The organism is Actinomadura geliboluensis (assembly GCF_005889745.1).
GTDB lineage: Bacteria > Actinomycetota > Actinomycetes > Streptosporangiales > Streptosporangiaceae > Spirillospora > Spirillospora geliboluensis.
This window is the reverse complement of the sequence record NZ_VCKZ01000214.1, coordinates 1-15,382: the sequence shown is the minus strand read 5'-3', so window position 1 is coordinate 15,382 and position 15,382 is coordinate 1. Positions and strand designations below refer to the sequence as shown.

General features: G+C 73.0%; 12 protein-coding genes. 5 read left to right on the top strand and 7 right to left on the bottom strand.

The genetic code is table 11. From position 1 onward, the window contains the following. Positions 1-346 (bottom strand): DUF3499 domain-containing protein (locus ETD96_RS26015; protein ID WP_138639111.1); only part of this gene is annotated, 346 nt, incomplete at its 3' end. Positions 347-545: 199 nt separating this feature from the next. Here ETD96_RS26015 and ETD96_RS26010 point away from each other — a divergent pair. Beyond that, positions 546-1,034 carry a metallopeptidase family protein gene (locus ETD96_RS26010; protein WP_240808215.1) on the top strand — a complete coding sequence of 163 codons (489 nt, stop codon included), beginning with the start codon at positions 546-548 and terminating at the stop codon, positions 1,032-1,034. 25 nt (positions 1,035-1,059) lie between these two features. Here ETD96_RS26010 and ETD96_RS26005 read toward each other — a convergent pair whose 3' ends face one another. From ETD96_RS26005 to ETD96_RS46050, 4 genes are all read right to left on the bottom strand, one after another. Further along, positions 1,060-2,544, bottom strand: coding sequence for a DUF5719 family protein (locus tag ETD96_RS26005; RefSeq protein ID WP_240808218.1), 1,485 nt, complete (start codon positions 2,542-2,544; stop codon positions 1,060-1,062). Positions 2,545-2,549: 5 nt separating this feature from the next. Then, positions 2,550-5,816, bottom strand: a complete 3,267-nt coding sequence (locus ETD96_RS26000) for a glycosyltransferase family 2 protein (protein WP_138639109.1) — start codon at positions 5,814-5,816, stop codon at positions 2,550-2,552. Between the two features lie 162 nt (positions 5,817-5,978). Next, positions 5,979-6,194, bottom strand: coding sequence for a WhiB family transcriptional regulator (locus ETD96_RS25995; protein WP_171064042.1), 216 nt, complete (start codon positions 6,192-6,194; stop codon positions 5,979-5,981). Positions 6,195-6,494: 300 nt separating this feature from the next. Beyond that, positions 6,495-7,412 (bottom strand): hypothetical protein, encoded by a 918-nt coding sequence (locus ETD96_RS46050; protein ID WP_205719464.1) that lies wholly within the window; start codon positions 7,410-7,412, stop codon positions 6,495-6,497. Positions 7,413-7,571: 159 nt separating this feature from the next. On the opposite strand from ETD96_RS46050, the gene cofD reads away from it, so the two are divergent. From cofD to ETD96_RS25970, 4 genes are all read left to right on the top strand, one after another. Beyond that, complete coding sequence (cofD, locus tag ETD96_RS25985) at positions 7,572-8,525, top strand: 2-phospho-L-lactate transferase (RefSeq protein ID WP_138639108.1); 954 nt, start codon at positions 7,572-7,574, stop codon at positions 8,523-8,525. Beyond that, positions 8,522-9,808 (top strand): coenzyme F420-0:L-glutamate ligase, encoded by a 1,287-nt coding sequence (locus tag ETD96_RS25980; RefSeq protein WP_138639107.1) that lies wholly within the window; start codon positions 8,522-8,524, stop codon positions 9,806-9,808. Before cofD ends, ETD96_RS25980 begins: the two co-directional genes overlap by 4 nt. 133 nt (positions 9,809-9,941) lie before the next feature. Beyond that, complete coding sequence (locus ETD96_RS25975; RefSeq protein ID WP_138639106.1) at positions 9,942-12,491, top strand: bifunctional FO biosynthesis protein CofGH; 2,550 nt, start codon at positions 9,942-9,944, stop codon at positions 12,489-12,491. A 7-nt stretch (positions 12,492-12,498) separates the two neighbouring features. Further along, entirely contained in the window at positions 12,499-13,464 is a 966-nt protein-coding gene (locus tag ETD96_RS25970) for a substrate-binding domain-containing protein (protein WP_171069236.1), read from the top strand. Position 13,465: 1 nt separating this feature from the next. On the opposite strand, the gene ETD96_RS25965 is transcribed toward ETD96_RS25970, so the two are convergent. After that, the gene (locus ETD96_RS25965) at positions 13,466-14,386 is read right to left on the bottom strand and encodes a LysR family transcriptional regulator (protein WP_240808213.1); all 921 of its coding nucleotides are present in this window, start codon (positions 14,384-14,386) and stop codon (positions 13,466-13,468) included. Positions 14,387-14,700: 314 nt separating this feature from the next. After that, positions 14,701-15,382, bottom strand: a 682-nt coding sequence (locus ETD96_RS25960; RefSeq protein WP_138639103.1) for a DNA-3-methyladenine glycosylase family protein, incomplete at its 5' end; no start/stop codon positions are given.

Here is a 15,382-nt window from a genome sequence, read left to right as displayed (position 1 = left end):
AGCGCAGCACGCGCAGGTGGCCGCGGCGGCCGACCTCCGTGCCCTGGCCGACCGGCTCCTGGCCGGGGCCGGGCGCGGGCTTGGCGGCCTCCCGGACGGCGTCGGCGAGGGCCTCCAGGTCGTCCGCGCTGGGCTCGGTCTCCTCCTCGACGGGGAGCCGCACGAGTTCCCACCCCATCGGGGCGGTGAGCCGCTCGGAATGCTCGGCGCACAGGTCGTAGCAGTGTGGCTCTGCGTACGTGGCGAGCGGCCCCAGGACCGCGGTGGAGTCGCGGTAGACGTACGTGAGCGTGAACACTGCAGGCGCCTTGCAGGCGGTGCGGGAGCAGGTGCGGACGGGGCTCACGATGGCTGACCGTACCCCCCTCCCAGCGGCTCCGCCACCACCCCGGCGCACGTGTCGCCGTTACCGGGCGATTTCCGGGGTAAGAACTACATTCCGTACGGAGACGAACTCTCACCGTGCGACATCTGGCGAGCCGCTGGCACCCGGTTCCCGGCGGCTCCCCGCGGGTCACCGGCGACGGCGGAGGTAGTCTGGACGCGTGCGACCCCGTGTGGCAGGCGCACGGCGTCGCGACCGTCACGGTCGCGGCATCCGTGGTCCTCTGACGCCCCCGCAGGCGCCGGTCTCGCGGACCCGCGCCGAGCGGTTCGACGACCTCGTCGACGACGAGGTGCGCCGGCTCGTCCAGCGCTGGGGTCCGGAACTGGCCGAGGTGGAGTTCGCGGTCGACGACGTGCCGATCGTCGAACCCGGCTTCGACGGGCCCGTCCCGCTCGGCCAGACCGTCCTCCGGTCACCGCCCACCGCCGTCCCGCCGATGAGCTCCGCTCGGCCGCCCGCCTCCGCGGTCCCCGCCGGGGAGCCGGCGGTGAGCATCGTGGTGTTCCGCCGGCCCGTCGAGGCCCGCGCCTCCGGTGAGGCGGAGCAGTCCCGGCTGATCCGCGACCTGCTGGTCGAGGAGGTCGCCGAACTCCTCGGCCTCTCCCCCGAGTCCGTCGACCCGAGCTACGACTCCCCCGACGACTGAGGCCCGCGCGGCTTGGCCCGCACGCCTAGGGGGTCAGGGCGGTCTGGGAGTCGGCGGTGTCGGGCAGGTGGATCGTCGTCCGGGCCGGGGTGATCGGCAGGACGGTGAACAGGTAGCCGTCGCCCTTGCCGGTGGCGAGCACGCGGGACGCGTAGACGGGCCCCGACCCCGGCTTCGGGACGATCATCGCGCTGTAGGCGGTCGCGGCGTCGGCCTCGCTCGGGGCGGTCAGCTTCGCCTCGACCGTCCGCCCGGCCTGGACGCCGATCTCCTGCGGGCGGCTCCGCCCGGCCGCGTTGACGGTCGTGACCTCGATGGTCGCCGCCCCGAACGGCGCGGTGAGGACGAGCGAGGAGTCGAACCGGTTGTCGGCGACGACGCCGGGGCCGCCGGCGGCGAGCGGCGCCGTCGCCGCGCCGTAGGCGATGTCGGCGCCGCGGTCGGCGGCGAAGCCCGCGAGGATCGGCCGGTCCGCGGTGAGCCGGACGGCGGCGGCCTTCCCCGACAGCGCGCCGTCGAGCGGGACGGACGTCACGGTCTCGGCGGGGGCGTCCAGCACGTCCTGGCCCTGCGGGGCGAACGCGCCGCCCGGCGTGATCACCTGCACCCTGATGCGGGCGTCGTCGTCGCCGGGGACGGAGACCAGCAGGCGGCGCTTGCCGGCACCGCCCGGCACGCCGGGCACGAGGACGGACGTCGCGGGCTCGGCCGACCGCGGCAGCCACTCGATGCCGCGCTTCGCGCCGATCCGGGCGCGCACCGACGCGGCGACGCGCCCGCTGGTGGTCTGCACGCGCAGCGCGAGGTCGGCGGCGGTCTTCACGATGTCGCCGAGGCCCTCCGGCGACCCGCCGATGCGCACGACCCGGGTGGTGTAGGGCGCGACGGGCGTGGCGCGTCCGTCCGGGGTGTCGAGGGGCCCCTCGCCGGACAGGGCGGTGAGGTTCACGGACGCGGGCTGCGCGTCGACGTTGGTCAGGTACAGGTCGAGCTGGTCGGCGGCTGTGGGGCCGGGCCCCAGGAACCACAGGTCGGTGCCGGGGGCGGCGCAGCGGGCACTGGCGAGGCCGCGGTCGGGACCGCCCGGCCAGTACGTGGTCTGCTCGGCCTCCAGCCCGGCGGCGATGGGACCGGTGCCGCGGACGGTGTAGGCGTCGCCGCTGGACTTGGTGTCGCCGTTCCAGCCCTGGCCTGGCGACGACATGGACCCGAGTGGGGAGCCGCCCTTGGACGGCGCCATCTCCACGCTCCCGCCGCCTCTCTGGGAGAGGGACTGGACGGCCAGGCGCCCGCCCTCGTGCCCTGGGCAGACCATCACGGCGTTGGCGACGGGCACCGTGCGGCCCTTTTCGGACGCCTCCCCCGGACGCGACAGGGTCGCGGCCCCGTACAGGGCGGCGACGGCGACGAGCATCAGCGCGGCGGTGGCGTAGCGCATGCCGAGGAGTCGCACTGTTCTCTCCAGCACGGCCCTTTCCGGCACGGCCTTCTCCAGCAGAGCCTTGCGCATGGGGGTCACGGCACCTCCTCCGGGCTCGGCTCCTTGGCCGGCTCTGAGGGTGGCTCTGGGGGTGGCTCTGGGGACTGCTCGTGCTTTACGTGGGCGGCATGGCCTGCGCGGCGGCGTCCACGGCGGCGCGCGCGCCGTCCGTGGTGGCGCCCTTGCCGGTCGCCACCGAACGTCAGGTTGTCGGTCTGCGCGCCGGGCAGCGCCAGGACGAGCACGGCCAGGACGGCGACGCCCTGGATGACGACCCAGGTGTGCCGCATCTTGTCCGAGCGCGTCAGCTTGAACTCGCCTCCGCTCGGAGGGATGTCATAGCCCTGCGCCCAGCCGTCCACCGTGTGCCATTCGAGGATCTCCTCGCCGTTCAGGGTGGCTCGCCAGCCGCCGTCCCCGGCTTCGGCCAGCAGCAAGGTGCGCTTGCCCTGTCCCGGAGGGATCTGCACGCGGGCGTTGATCCGGCCCGCAGGTAGGGGCGTGACGGTGGAGCCTTGCAAAAGCATCATCCGGGCGGACGCCGCCTGGAGCCGCCAAACGGCGAACGTTTCGGTACGGCTGAGGCGGGTCAGTTCCGGTGACGCGTCCAGGACCTTCGTGACCGGGTCCTTCTGTGGGTGCGGCACGAGGATGTACTGGACGCCCATACGGGTCAGTGCGGGCCCGTCGTCGCCCTCACGTCCCACGGCCAGGCCAGCTACCAGGTCGTTCAAGCGTTCGTGGGCCTCGCCGCCCACCGGGACCTCTGCTTCGCCCAGTCTCGGACGCTCGTCCCGCAGAATCGTGTAGGAGACCCGTCCGGTGGGCTCCCGGTGCAGGACGAGGGTTCTCGGCCCGCCCGGCGCGTGCAGGAACACGGGCACCGTGTCGGGGTCGACCTTGCCGAGCGGCCCGCCCGCACCGCCGACCACCCACAGCGCGGCGGACAGGACGGGCGCGCTCAGCGCGGCGAGCACCACGACGGCGCCGCCCGTCCGGTAGATCACGTCCTTGCCCGCGAGGACCTCGGTGGCGCGCTGGACGGCGGCGGTCGCGGCGAGCAGCACCCCCGCCCCCGCGAAGATCAGCACCACGCCGGGCCAGACCGGAGCCGCGTCCGCGCCCTTGGTGACGGTGATGGCGCTGATCAGCACCGCGAGGAGCAGCCCGAACACCGCCAGCAGCCAGCCCGCGAGGACGCTGCCCCGGCGGCTGCGCAGCGGCAGCGCGAGCACGGCGACCGCGAGCAGGCCCGCGAGCGCCCACCGGGCGGGCGTGCCCGGCCCTCCCGGGTTGAGCGCCAGCAGGTCGGCGGCCGTCGCGGGCTCGAACCGGCGGTGCAGGCCCGCCTCGGTCAGGAAACGGGACGGGTGCAGCAGCAGGCCGACCGTCCACGGGAGCATCAGCAGCGGCGGCACCCCGAGCGCGATGCCGAGGTTGCGGCGGCCCTGCCGGGGGCCCGGCCGGTCGAGCAGCGCGTACACCATCACGGCCGCCAGCACGGCGAGAAGCCAGACGAGCGGGACGAAAGCCATCGCGACGGTCAGCAGCAGCGCGACCGTCCAGGCGGCCCGTCCGGCGCGCTTGCGCCGGGTGGCGGCGTTGAAGCGGGCGGCCTCCGAACGCGGCACTCCGTAGAGGCGGGCGGCGTACAGCCCGATCAGCGGGAGCAGCACGAGGACGACGGCGGTACCGAGGCGTCCGCCCGCGATGGCGCCGGTCGCGGCGGGCAGCAGCGCGTACACGGCCGCGAACCAGGCGCGGACGGCGGCGACGGGGACACGGCGCCCGGCGGCGCGGGCCCGGCGCCCGGTCAGCGGCGACTCGGTGATCAGCAGCCGGGACGCGCGGTAGGCGGTGAGCCCGGCGAGCGGCACGCTGCCCAGCAGCAGGACCGACACCGCCAGCCACGGCTTGCCGAACAGCACCGTCGACAGCGCCGCGAGGACGCCGACGTAGGGCGGGCTGCCCGCGTCGGCGCCGAGCCCCACCGGGTGCCAGCCGGTCAGGTACTGCTCCCACAGGTCGCTTGCGCCGCCCCAGGCGGGCACGAGCGCGCCGCCGCCGAGCCGACCGGCGGCGGTCAGCAGGGACCGTTCGGCGGCGACCGCGACGGCGGTCAGCGCGAGGACGAGCAGCACGCCGGGGCGGGCGAGGAACCGGCGGATCGGGCCGGGCTCGTCCACCGTGACGTCGTCCTCCTCCCGCTGCTCGCGGGCCCGCTCCTGGGCGGCGAGGTGCTCGGAGACCGCCTCGACGGCCCGGCGCAGCACCACCCACCGCGGCTGGAAGCGCCGCACGGTGCGGTGCACGCGGGTGCGGCCGTCCGCGCGGACGGCGCGGGCCCGCCGCAGCCGGCCCGGGTCGCGCAGCACGTCGGCGAGCGCGCGCAGCTCCTCGCGGGCCGCGCCCGGCCGCTTGGTGACCAGCAGGAACAGCGCGTGCGCGAGGGACGCCCACACGTTGCGGGCGAGGGCCCGCAGCATCGCCGGGAACGGCTGGTTGGCGAGCAGCGTGAACAGCGCGTTGCGGCGGTCGCGGCGGGCCGGGTGCTCGGCGGTCATGCCGATCTCGCGGAGCCCGCGCCGGGCCGCCTCCGCGTGGTAGACGACGGCGTCGCTGGCCGTGACGACCCGGTGCCCGGCGGCGTGCGCCCGCCAGCAGAAGTCGAGGTCCTCGCGGAAGATGCCGTACTCGACGTCGAAGCCGCCGAGTCGCTCCCACACGTCCCGGCGGACCAGCATCCCGGCGCTGCCGACGGCGAGGACGTCCCGGACGCCGTCGTGCTGCCCCTGGTCGAACTCGTCGCGGTCGAGGCCGCGCTCGCGGCGCCCGGCGGCATCGACGGTGACGCCCAGCTCGCGCAGGACGCGCCGGTCGTCCCAGTCGCGGACCTTCGGGCCGAGCACCGCCGCGTTGGGGTCGGCGCCGGCGGTGCGCAGCAGCTGGGCGAGCGCGTCGTGGGCGGGCTCGGAGTCGTCGTGCAGCAGCCACAGCCACTCGGTGCGCGGCGTGCCGGGCTCGTCGTCGGGGACGGGCGCGGACGCGGCGTCCTGCCGCAGCGCCTCCGCGATCGCCTCCCCGTAGCCGGTGGTGCGCGGCAGGGTGAGGACCGTGCCCGCGCCGACGACCTCGGCGAGCACGGCGGGCCCGCGGTCCCGGCTGCCGGTGTCCACGATCACGAGGCGCTGCACGGGCCGCGCCTGCGTGAGCAGCGCCTTCAAGGTCTCCGGAAGCCACCGGGCGCCGTCATGGACGACGAGGACCGCCGTGACGACGTGGCGATCGAGAGTGGAGGCCAATGATCGCTCGATCTGTGGGACGACAGGGTCGTGGTGAAGCGTGCGGGAAGACGTCAGCCGTGCCGGCCGGGGCCGGCACGGCTGATAACTGTACGGCGACCGCTCGGCGCACGCCCCGGTTCCCCCGAGATCCGGGACGGGCGGCGGGCGGCCTGGACGCCGCTAGACGGCCTGGCGCTTCAGTTTGCGCCGCTCCCGCTCGGAGAGACCTCCCCAGATGCCGAAACGTTCATCGTGCTGCAGCGCGTACTCCAGGCACTCCGTACGCACCTCGCATGCCCGGCACACCTTCTTGGCCTCGCGAGTGGAGCCGCCCTTCTCCGGAAAGAACGCCTCCGGGTCCGTCTGCGCGCACAGGGCGCGCTCCTGCCAGCCCATCTCTTCGCCGTCTGTGCCGTGCGCCAGCGGGATGACCACCTCGCTCACAGCGCACCTCCCTGCCCGTGGAACCCCCTGGTCAATGCCTTCCCTCCGGTTCCTTCCCCCGAGAAGGCATTGAAACTACACGGACGAAATTACACGCGTGTAGCGACTGCCCCGTCAAGCCGGAGAGCTTTCCTGGGCGACAAAACGGCTTATGCCGGGATGGGCTCGCTGACCTTTGGATGAAGATCAGTTAATCGGGCGGTCACCGCCGCGCTTGGACGCCGGGTCGGCGCACGCGGGCGGCGCGGCGGATCACTGCGGCGGCGGGGGCCGGTTGTCCCGGTACCAGTCGCCGCCCTGCTCGCCCTGCGGGGGCGCGGGCTGGGTGCCCTGCGGGCCCTGGTCGCCGCCGGAGCCCCCGTAGGCGCGCGTCCACTCGCCCATCTCCTCGTCGGCGGCGGGCTGCTGGTTCTGGGGCTGCTGCTGACCGGCCTGGTAGCCGCCCTGGGCGCCGTACTGCTGGTAGTCCTGCTGGCCGTACTGCTGGGGCTGGCCGTACTGCTGCTGCCCGTACTGCTGAGCGGCCTGCTGGCCCTCGGCGCCCGGCTGCTGCTGCCCGTACTGCTGGTACTGCTGCTGCCCGTACTGCTGCTGCTCGTAGCCCTGTTGCTGGTAGTCCTGCTGCTGGCCGTACTGCTGCGGCTGCCCGAACTGCTGCTGGCCCTGCTGGCCCTGCTGGTACCCGAAGTCGGGGTAGCCCGGCTGCATCTGCGGCTGGGCCTTCGGACGCGCGGGCTGCATCCCCTGGAAGACGGTGAAGACGAACCAGCCGCCCGCTCCGACGACGGCGAGCTTGCCGGCGCCCTCCAGGAACGCGGACAGCTTCGTCACCGCCGAGGTGTACTCCGAGTCGGCGAGCATCCCGCTGAGCCACGCGATGACGCCGAACAGGACGATGCCGCCGAGGACGCCGAGCGCCCCCATGGTGATCGTCCTGGCCTGCGGGGTCGGCGTCTCGCCCCAGGTGACCAGGAGCACCGCGAGGACGAGGATCCCGACGAGGGCGATCTGCAGGAACGTCCCGCCCCGCGTCTCGCCGAGCGCGCGGCCGGTGAACGTGCCGTCGCCGCCCAGAAGGGAGATCAGCCCCGCGAGCAAGTGCAGTCCCGCCGCGGCGAGCAGTACCCAGGCGGCCGGTTCGCGCAGGCGCTGGACGGCTTCCTTGTTCACGGTGAATTCTCCAGACTGAGGCAATCCATTACACGGCAAAGCTTTGCACAGTCTCGTCCGGAGCGGCGACCCCGCACCCGCGTCGCGGACCGCGCGATCCGCGCGGCGCCTCTTCGGTGCAGATCTCCATGCGCGGACGGCGCCCCGTAGGGTTGGATTATGAAGATCGTGTGTCTGGCGGGCGGGATCGGCGGCGCCCGGTTCCTGCGCGGCCTGCGGGAGGCGGTTCCGGAGGCGGAGATCACCGTCATCGGCAATACCGGGGACGACATCTCCCTGTTCGGGCTGCGGGTGTGTCCTGACCTGGACACCGTGATGTACACGCTCGGCGGCGGCATCAACGAGGAACAGGGCTGGGGCCGGACGGACGAGACGTTCACCGTCAAGGAGGAACTGGCCGCCTATGGCGTCGGCCCGGGATGGTTCGGGCTCGGCGACCGCGATTTCGCGACCCATATCGTCCGGACGCAAATGCTCGAAGCGGGCTACAAGCTGTCGGCGGTCACCGAGGCGCTGTGCGACCGGTGGAATCCGGGCGTCCGGCTGATTCCGATGAGCGACGACCAGGTCGAGACGCATGTGGTCATCGAGGACGAGAAAGGCCGGCGGGCCGTCCACTTCCAGGAGTGGTGGGTGCGGCTGCGGGCGTCCGTTCCGGCGCTGTCGATCGCTGCGGTGGGCGCGGAGGACGCCAAGCCGGCGCCCGGCGTGCTCGCGGCGATCGAGGCGGCCGACGCGGTGCTGTTCCCGCCGTCCAACCCGGTGGTGAGCATCGGGACGATCCTGGCGGTGCCCGGCATCCGGGACGCCGTGGCCGCGAAGACCGTGGTGGGCGTCTCCCCGATCATCGGCGGGGCGCCGGTGCGGGGCATGGCCGACGCGTGCCTGACGGCGATCGGCGTGGAGACGTCGGCGCGGGCGGTCGCGGAACTGTACGGGCTGGGCCTGCTGGACGGCTGGCTGGTCGACGAGGCCGACGCGGACGTGCGGGTCGAGGGCATCGACGTCCGGTCCCGGCCGCTGCTGATGAGCGACGCCGCGGCCACGGCCGCGATCGCGCGGGCGGCGGTCGACCTGGCGATGGAGTTGAAGCGGGCGGAGGACGCCGAGTGAGGCTTGAGGTTTTCGGCGTTCCGGGGCTGCCGGAGGTCGCCGAAGGGGACGACATCGCCGCGCTGGTCCCGGCGGGGACGGTGCAGGACGGGGACGTGCTCGTCATCACGTCCAAGATCGTCAGCAAGGCGGAGGGGCGGGTCCTGCTCGCCGACGACCGGGAGAAGGCCATCGACGCCGAGACGGTGCGCGTGGTCGCGCGGCGCGCGCACGCGCGAGGCGAGACTCGGATCGTGGAGACGCGCCAAGGGCTCGTGCTGGCCGCGGCCGGGGTGGACGCGTCCAACACCCGGCCGGGCACTGTGCTGCTGCTTCCTGAAGACCCGGACGCGTCGGCGCGGCGCATCCGGGCCGGGGTCCGGGAGCGCACCGGGGCCGACGTCGCCGTGATCGTGTCCGACACGCTGGGGCGGCCGTGGCGCAACGGGCTCACCGACGCCGCCATCGGCGTCGCCGGGCTGGAGCCGCTCGCCGACCTGCGCGGCCGCACCGACCCCCACGGCAACCGGCTCGACGCGACGATCACCGCCGTGGCGGACGAGATCGCCGCGGCGGGCGAACTGGTCAAGGGCAAGCTCGACGGGGTGCCGATCGCCGTCGTGCGGGGGCTCTCCGAGCTGGTCACGGCCGAGGACGGGCCGGGCGCGCAGGCGCTCGTACGTCCCCCCGACGAGGACATGTTCAGGTTCGGGTCGGCGGACGTGCTGCGCGCGCGCCGCACGATCCGCGAGTTCACCGCCCAGCCCGTCGACCCGGCGGCGGTGCGCCGCGCGGTCGACGCCGCGATCACCGCGCCGGCGCCGCACCACACGACGCCGTGGCGGTTCGTCCTGCTGGAGTCGGCGGAGTCGCGGACCCGGCTGCTGGACGCGATGCGCGACGCGTGGGAGGCCGACCTGCGCCGCGACGGCTTCTCCGCGGAGTCGATCACGAAGCGGCTGCGCCGCGGCGAGGTGCTGCGCCGGGCGCCGTACCTGATCGTGCCGTGCCTGGTGATGGACGGCTCGCACGACTACCCGGACGAGCGGCGGTCGCGCGCCGAGCGCGAGATGTTCGTCGTGGCGACCGGCGCCGGGGTGGAGAACCTGCTGGTCGCGCTGGCGGTCGAGGGGCTCGGCTCGTGCTGGGTGTCGAGCACGATGTTCTGCCGCGACGTCGTCCGCGACGTCCTCGACCTGCCCGACGAGTGGGACCCGATGGGCGCGGTCGGCGTCGGGCACGCCGCCGCGCCGCCGCGCGAGCGCCCGCCGCGCAGCGCCGAGGCGTTCATCGAGGTCCGGTAGCCGGCGCCGTCGAGGTCCGGTAGGCGGGAATAGATCGGGTCCGGCCGGGGCTGGCGTGGGTACGGGACTCCACGCCGGCCTTGGCGGGACCCCGGCGCGGCACAAATTATGACGATTGGCATAGAGTGCCCGCATGGACGCCACGAGCTCCGCTCTACGTCGGGCCCTGGCCCGCGCGCGCGACGGCAAGACACTGGACCGATCCGAGGCCACCACACTGCTGCAGGCCCGCGGGGCGCAGCTCGACGATCTGCTCTCCTACGCGGCCCGCACCCGGGACGCCGGTCTGGACGCCGCCGGCCGTCCGGGCGTCATCACCTACAGCCGCAAGGTCTTCATCCCGCTGACGCGGCTCTGCCGGGACCGCTGCGGCTACTGCACGTTCGCGACCGTCCCGCACCGGCTCGACGCGCCCTACCTCAGCCCCGACGAGGTGCTGGAGATAGCGCGGCAGGGCGCCGCGATGGGCTGCAAGGAGGCCCTGTTCACGCTCGGGGACCGTCCCGAGGACCGGTGGAAGCAGGCCCGCGAATGGCTGGACGCGCACGGGTACGACGACACGCTCTCGTACGTGCGCGCGATGGCGATCCGCGTGCTGGAGGAGACCGGGCTCCTGCCGCACCTGAACCCGGGCGTGCTGACGTGGCGCGACTTCCAGCGGCTCAAGCCGGTCGCCCCGTCCATGGGCATGATGCTGGAGACGACGGCGACGCGGCTGTTCAGCGAGCGCGGCGGCCCGCACTTCGGGTCGCCCGACAAGGACCCGGCCGTCCGGCTGCGCGTCCTTGAGGACGCGGGCCGCACGAACGTGCCGTTCACGACCGGGATCCTGATCGGCATCGGCGAGACGGTCGAGGAACGCGCGGACGCCGTCTTCGAGATCCGCCGGACGATGCGGGAGTACGGGGCGATCCAGGAGGTCATCGTCCAGAACTTCCGCGCGAAGCCCGACACGAAGATGCGGGACACGCCGGACGCGGAGCTGGCGGAGCTGGCCGCGACGATCGCGGTGACGCGGCTCGTCCTCGGGCCGAAGGCGCGCATCCAGGCGCCGCCGAACCTGGTCGCCGACCAGTACTCGCTGATGCTGCGCGCCGGCATCGACGACTGGGGCGGAGTCTCGCCGCTGACCCCCGACCACGTGAACCCCGAGCGGCCGTGGCCGCAGATCGACGAGCTCGCGGAGCGGACCGCCGAGTCGGGCTTCACGCTGCGCGAGCGGCTGACGATCTACCCCGAGTACGTGCGGCGCGGCGAGCCGTGGCTCGACCCGCGGCTGATCGGGCACGTCGCCGCCCTGGCCGACCCGGCGACCGGGCTGGCGCGGGAGGACGCCGTCCTCGAAGGACGCCCCTGGCAGGAGCCGGACGGCGGCTTCGAGGCGTCCGGGCGCACCGACCTGCACACGACGATCGACACCACCGGCCGCACCAGCGACCGGCGCGACGACTTCGACGAGGTCTACGGCGACTGGGACGCGCTGAAGGAGCGCATGTCCGCGCCCCAGCGCTTCAACGCCGACGTCAAGACCGCTCTCGCGCGCGCGGAGCAGGACCCTGCCGGGCTGTCGGACGACGAGGCGCTCGCCCTCCTGCACGCCGAAGGCCCGGAGCTCGACGCCCTCGCCTCCCTCGCCGACGACCTGCGACGCGAGGCCGTAGGGGACGACGTCACCTACATCGTCACGCGGAACATCAACTTCACCAACGTCTGCTACACCGGCTGCCGGTTCTGCGCGTTCGCACAACGCCGCACTGACGCCGACGCCTACACGCTGTCCCTGGAACAGGTCGGGGACCGGGTGGACGAGGCATGGGCGGCGGGCGCCACCGAGATCTGCATGCAGGGCGGCATCCACCCCGACCTGCCCGGCACCGCCTACTTCGACCTCGCGCGTGAGGTGAAGCGGCGCGCCCCCGACATCCACCTGCACTCCTACAGCCCGATGGAGGTCGTGAACGGCGCGTCCAGGACGGACCTGTCGATCCGGGAGTGGCTGCAGGCCGCGAAGGAGGCCGGGGTCGACTCGCTACCGGGAACGGCCGCCGAGATCCTGGACGACGACGTCCGCTGGGTGCTGACCAAGGGAAAGCTGCCCACCGACCAGTGGGTCGAGGTCGTCACCACCGCGCACGAGATCGGCATACCGACGACGTCCACGATGATGTACGGGCACGTGGACACCCCGTCGCACTGGGTCGCGCACATCAAGCTGCTGAGGTCCATCCAGGAGCGGACGGGCGGATTCAGTGAGTTCGTGCTGCTTCCGTTCGTCCACCACAACTCGCCCATCTATCTCGCCGGGCTGGCACGTCCCGGGCCCACAGTTCGGGAGAACGTGGCCGTCCACGCCTTGGCGCGCATCCTGCTGCACGGAGCGATCTCCAACATCCAGACGTCGTGGGTGAAGCTGGGGGACGAACTGTGCACGCGCGTCCTGCAAGGCGGCGTGAACGACCTCGGCGGGACGCTGATGGAAGAGACCATCAGCCGCATGGCGGGGTCGGAGAACGGCTCGTTCAAGCCCATCAGCGAACTGGAGGCGATCGCGGCGCGCGCGGGGCGTCCGGCCAGGCAGCGCACCACCCTCTACGGCGAGGTGCCGGCGGAGCGTCTGGAAGCCGCCCGCCGCACGGACGGGATCGGCAAATTCGGGAAGCGGCTGCCGCTCAGTCCTGTATGACGGACACGTGGACGAAGACGGACGCCCGCTGTGGCGGCGCCCGGCGCTCTGGGCGGCCTTGGCGCTGCTCCTGTCGGGCGCAGGCGGCGGCGCGTGGGCATCCGGTCTGTTCTCCGCACCGGCCTGCTCCGGCGCCGACGTCCGGATCACCGTCGCGGCGCAGCCGGAGATAGCACCGGCGCTGAAGGACGTGGCGTCCCGCTTCAACGTGGAGAAGCACCGCGTTGGCGGGCGCTGCGTCCACGCCAGCGTCACCCCGGTCGCACCGGCCGCTTACAAGGGCCAGTCGGACGCCTGGCTACCGGAGTCGTCACTATGGCTGGGCCGCAACATGCCCGGCACACCAGTGGCCGCAACACCAGTGGTTCTAGCCACGACCCGCCCCGTCGCAGACGAGTTCCAAAGCACCGACATAGACATCAGCTGGAAGCTCCTGCTCAAGGACAAGGCAGACCACCTCCCCCTAGCCCGCACCGTGGCCGACCCAAGCGCCGGCATGACGGGCACGGTAGCGATGCTCGCGCTCCAACAACTCGACGAGAAAGCAGACGTGGCCAAGGCCCTCCGCAAGGGCGGCGGCTCAACGGCGACCTTGGCCACCCTCACCACCGCCGAGAGGTTCACCCGCCCCCTCGCGGTCACCACAGAGCAAGCAGTGGTCGCCTACAACGAAACCCACCGTCCGAACCCCGTCGTCAGCCTCCTGCCAACCGAGGGCACGCTGATGCTGGACCACCCCTACGCCGTCACCACGAAGGACCCGCGCCGACGCGACGCCGCAGAGGCGTTCCAGGCGGCCCTAGGCACCCGCTCGGCCCGCAACATCCTCCAACGCGCGGGCTTCCGCACACCGGACGGCGCCCTGAACACCGCCTACGCGACCGAGTACAACGTCCCGGACAAGCCACCGAAGTCGCTCCGCCTCCCCACCCGCAAGGAGATCGACGAGGCGCTCACGTCCTGGAAGACCTGAGTCAAGGAGCGCCGCGAACGGTGCTGGGACGCCGCTCCACCAGCGCGTCCGCCGACTCCCGGAGCTCCTCCAGGACGGCCCGCACCGACGGCCGCACCTCGGCGCCGACCCGCGTCCACATGACCATGCGGCGGTCGACCGGGGCATCGGCCACGTCCCGGACCACGATGCCCTCCTCCCGCTCGGCGAGCGCCAGGTCGGGGATCAGGCACACCGCGCCGCCCGACGCGACCATCGCGAAGATGATCAGCAGGTCGTTCGACCGGTACCGCACATCGGGCCGGAAGCCGCCCAGCTCCACACACGTCCGCTCCAGCAGGTCGGCGTGGTTCGTCCCGACATGCCCGGTCACCCAGGGCGAGTCCGCGAGATCCGCCATCCGCACGGGAGCCCCGTCCAACGCGAGCCGATGCCCCTCGGGCAAGGCCACGCGCATCATCTCCGTGACGAGCACCTCGGACGTCAGCTCAGGCCGCCTAGGGCGCGGCAGATGCGAGTACTCATCGGTCAGCACCACATCGATCTCCTGCAGCACCAGCGCCTGCAGAACCCGATGGAACTCCTCGTCCAGTACATCGACCACAAGCTCGGGATACTTCTGCGCCAACTGCGGCAACGCAGGCGCGAGCACATGCAACAGCGCCGTCTGGAACCCCACGAGCCGCACGACCCCGGCGACCCGCCCGCTCGCCGCGACCGTCGCCTCTTCAGCCTGCTTGGCCTGCGCCAGCAGCGTCTCGGCGTGCTCGGCGAGCACCTCCCCCGCCGTGGTCAGCCGCAGCCGCCGCCCGGCCCGCTCCACCACCGGCACGCCGACGTCCTTCTGCAACTGAGCGAGCTGCTGCGACACCGCCGACGGCGTGTACCCGAGCGATTCCGCCACGGCCCCGAGCGTCCCGCGCAGCTTGAGCTCCCGAAGCACCCGCAACCGCCCCAGATCCAACATAGTGAAGCGATTCTTACACAATCCCTCCAGGAAAGGTCGCTGGACCTGAACGTTGGACGGAGTCAAACTAAAGGTGCGATGGGAAGGACGGACACCCCGGCTCCACCGATCGCCCCGCGCGGGAACGCCCCTTCAGCGATCCCACTGAAAGAAGAAGACCATGCTGTACGTGCTCGGCATCATCGTCGCCCTCGCCGTCCTCGGCCCCCTGTTCGGCGCCGACAGCCGCGACGGCCTCGACTGGACCCCGAACAACTTCTGGCTGCGCCGCCGCTCAGCGGCGGACCCGGTCAAAACGACCGGTAGTCCCGGACAGGCAACCGGGGGCCGCGCCTCGGCGGGCGCCTCCCGGACGATTCCAGCAGCCGGGTGACCCGGTACCGATGGCCGGCATAGGGCTCCAGCAGTTCGAGCATCCCGGCGTCGTCCACCTTGCGGCCCGCCAGCGCCCAGCCGACCAGGCCGGGCAGGTTGTAGTCGCCCACGGAGACGGCGTCGGGATCCCCGACCGCCCGCTGCCGGATCTCGGCCGCGGTCCAGACCCCGATCCCGGGCAGCGACCTGAGCCGCGCCTCCCCGGCGTCCTCCTCCAGCCGCTTCGCGACCCGCGCGGCCCCGATGATCGTCCGAGCCCGGACGGCCTCCAGCCCGGACCGGTGCCACTCCCACGAGGGAATCCGGACCCATACCTCGGGCGGCGGCGGAACCCGCATGTGCGGCGCACCCGGCGCGGGCTCCCCGAACCGGCGCAGCAGGTACCCCCACCCGCGCCACGCCTCCTGCGCGAGGACCTTCTGCTCCATCACGGCCGGCACGAGCGCCTCGAACACCCGCCGCGACTTCCCGATCCGCAGCCCCTCACGCCGACGCGCCTGCTCCAGCACGACGTCATGCCGCGCGACGAGCCCGTCCGGCGAGTCATCGACCCCGAGTAGCTCGGGCACCCCGTCCAGCAGCCACTCGGCCCCGGGC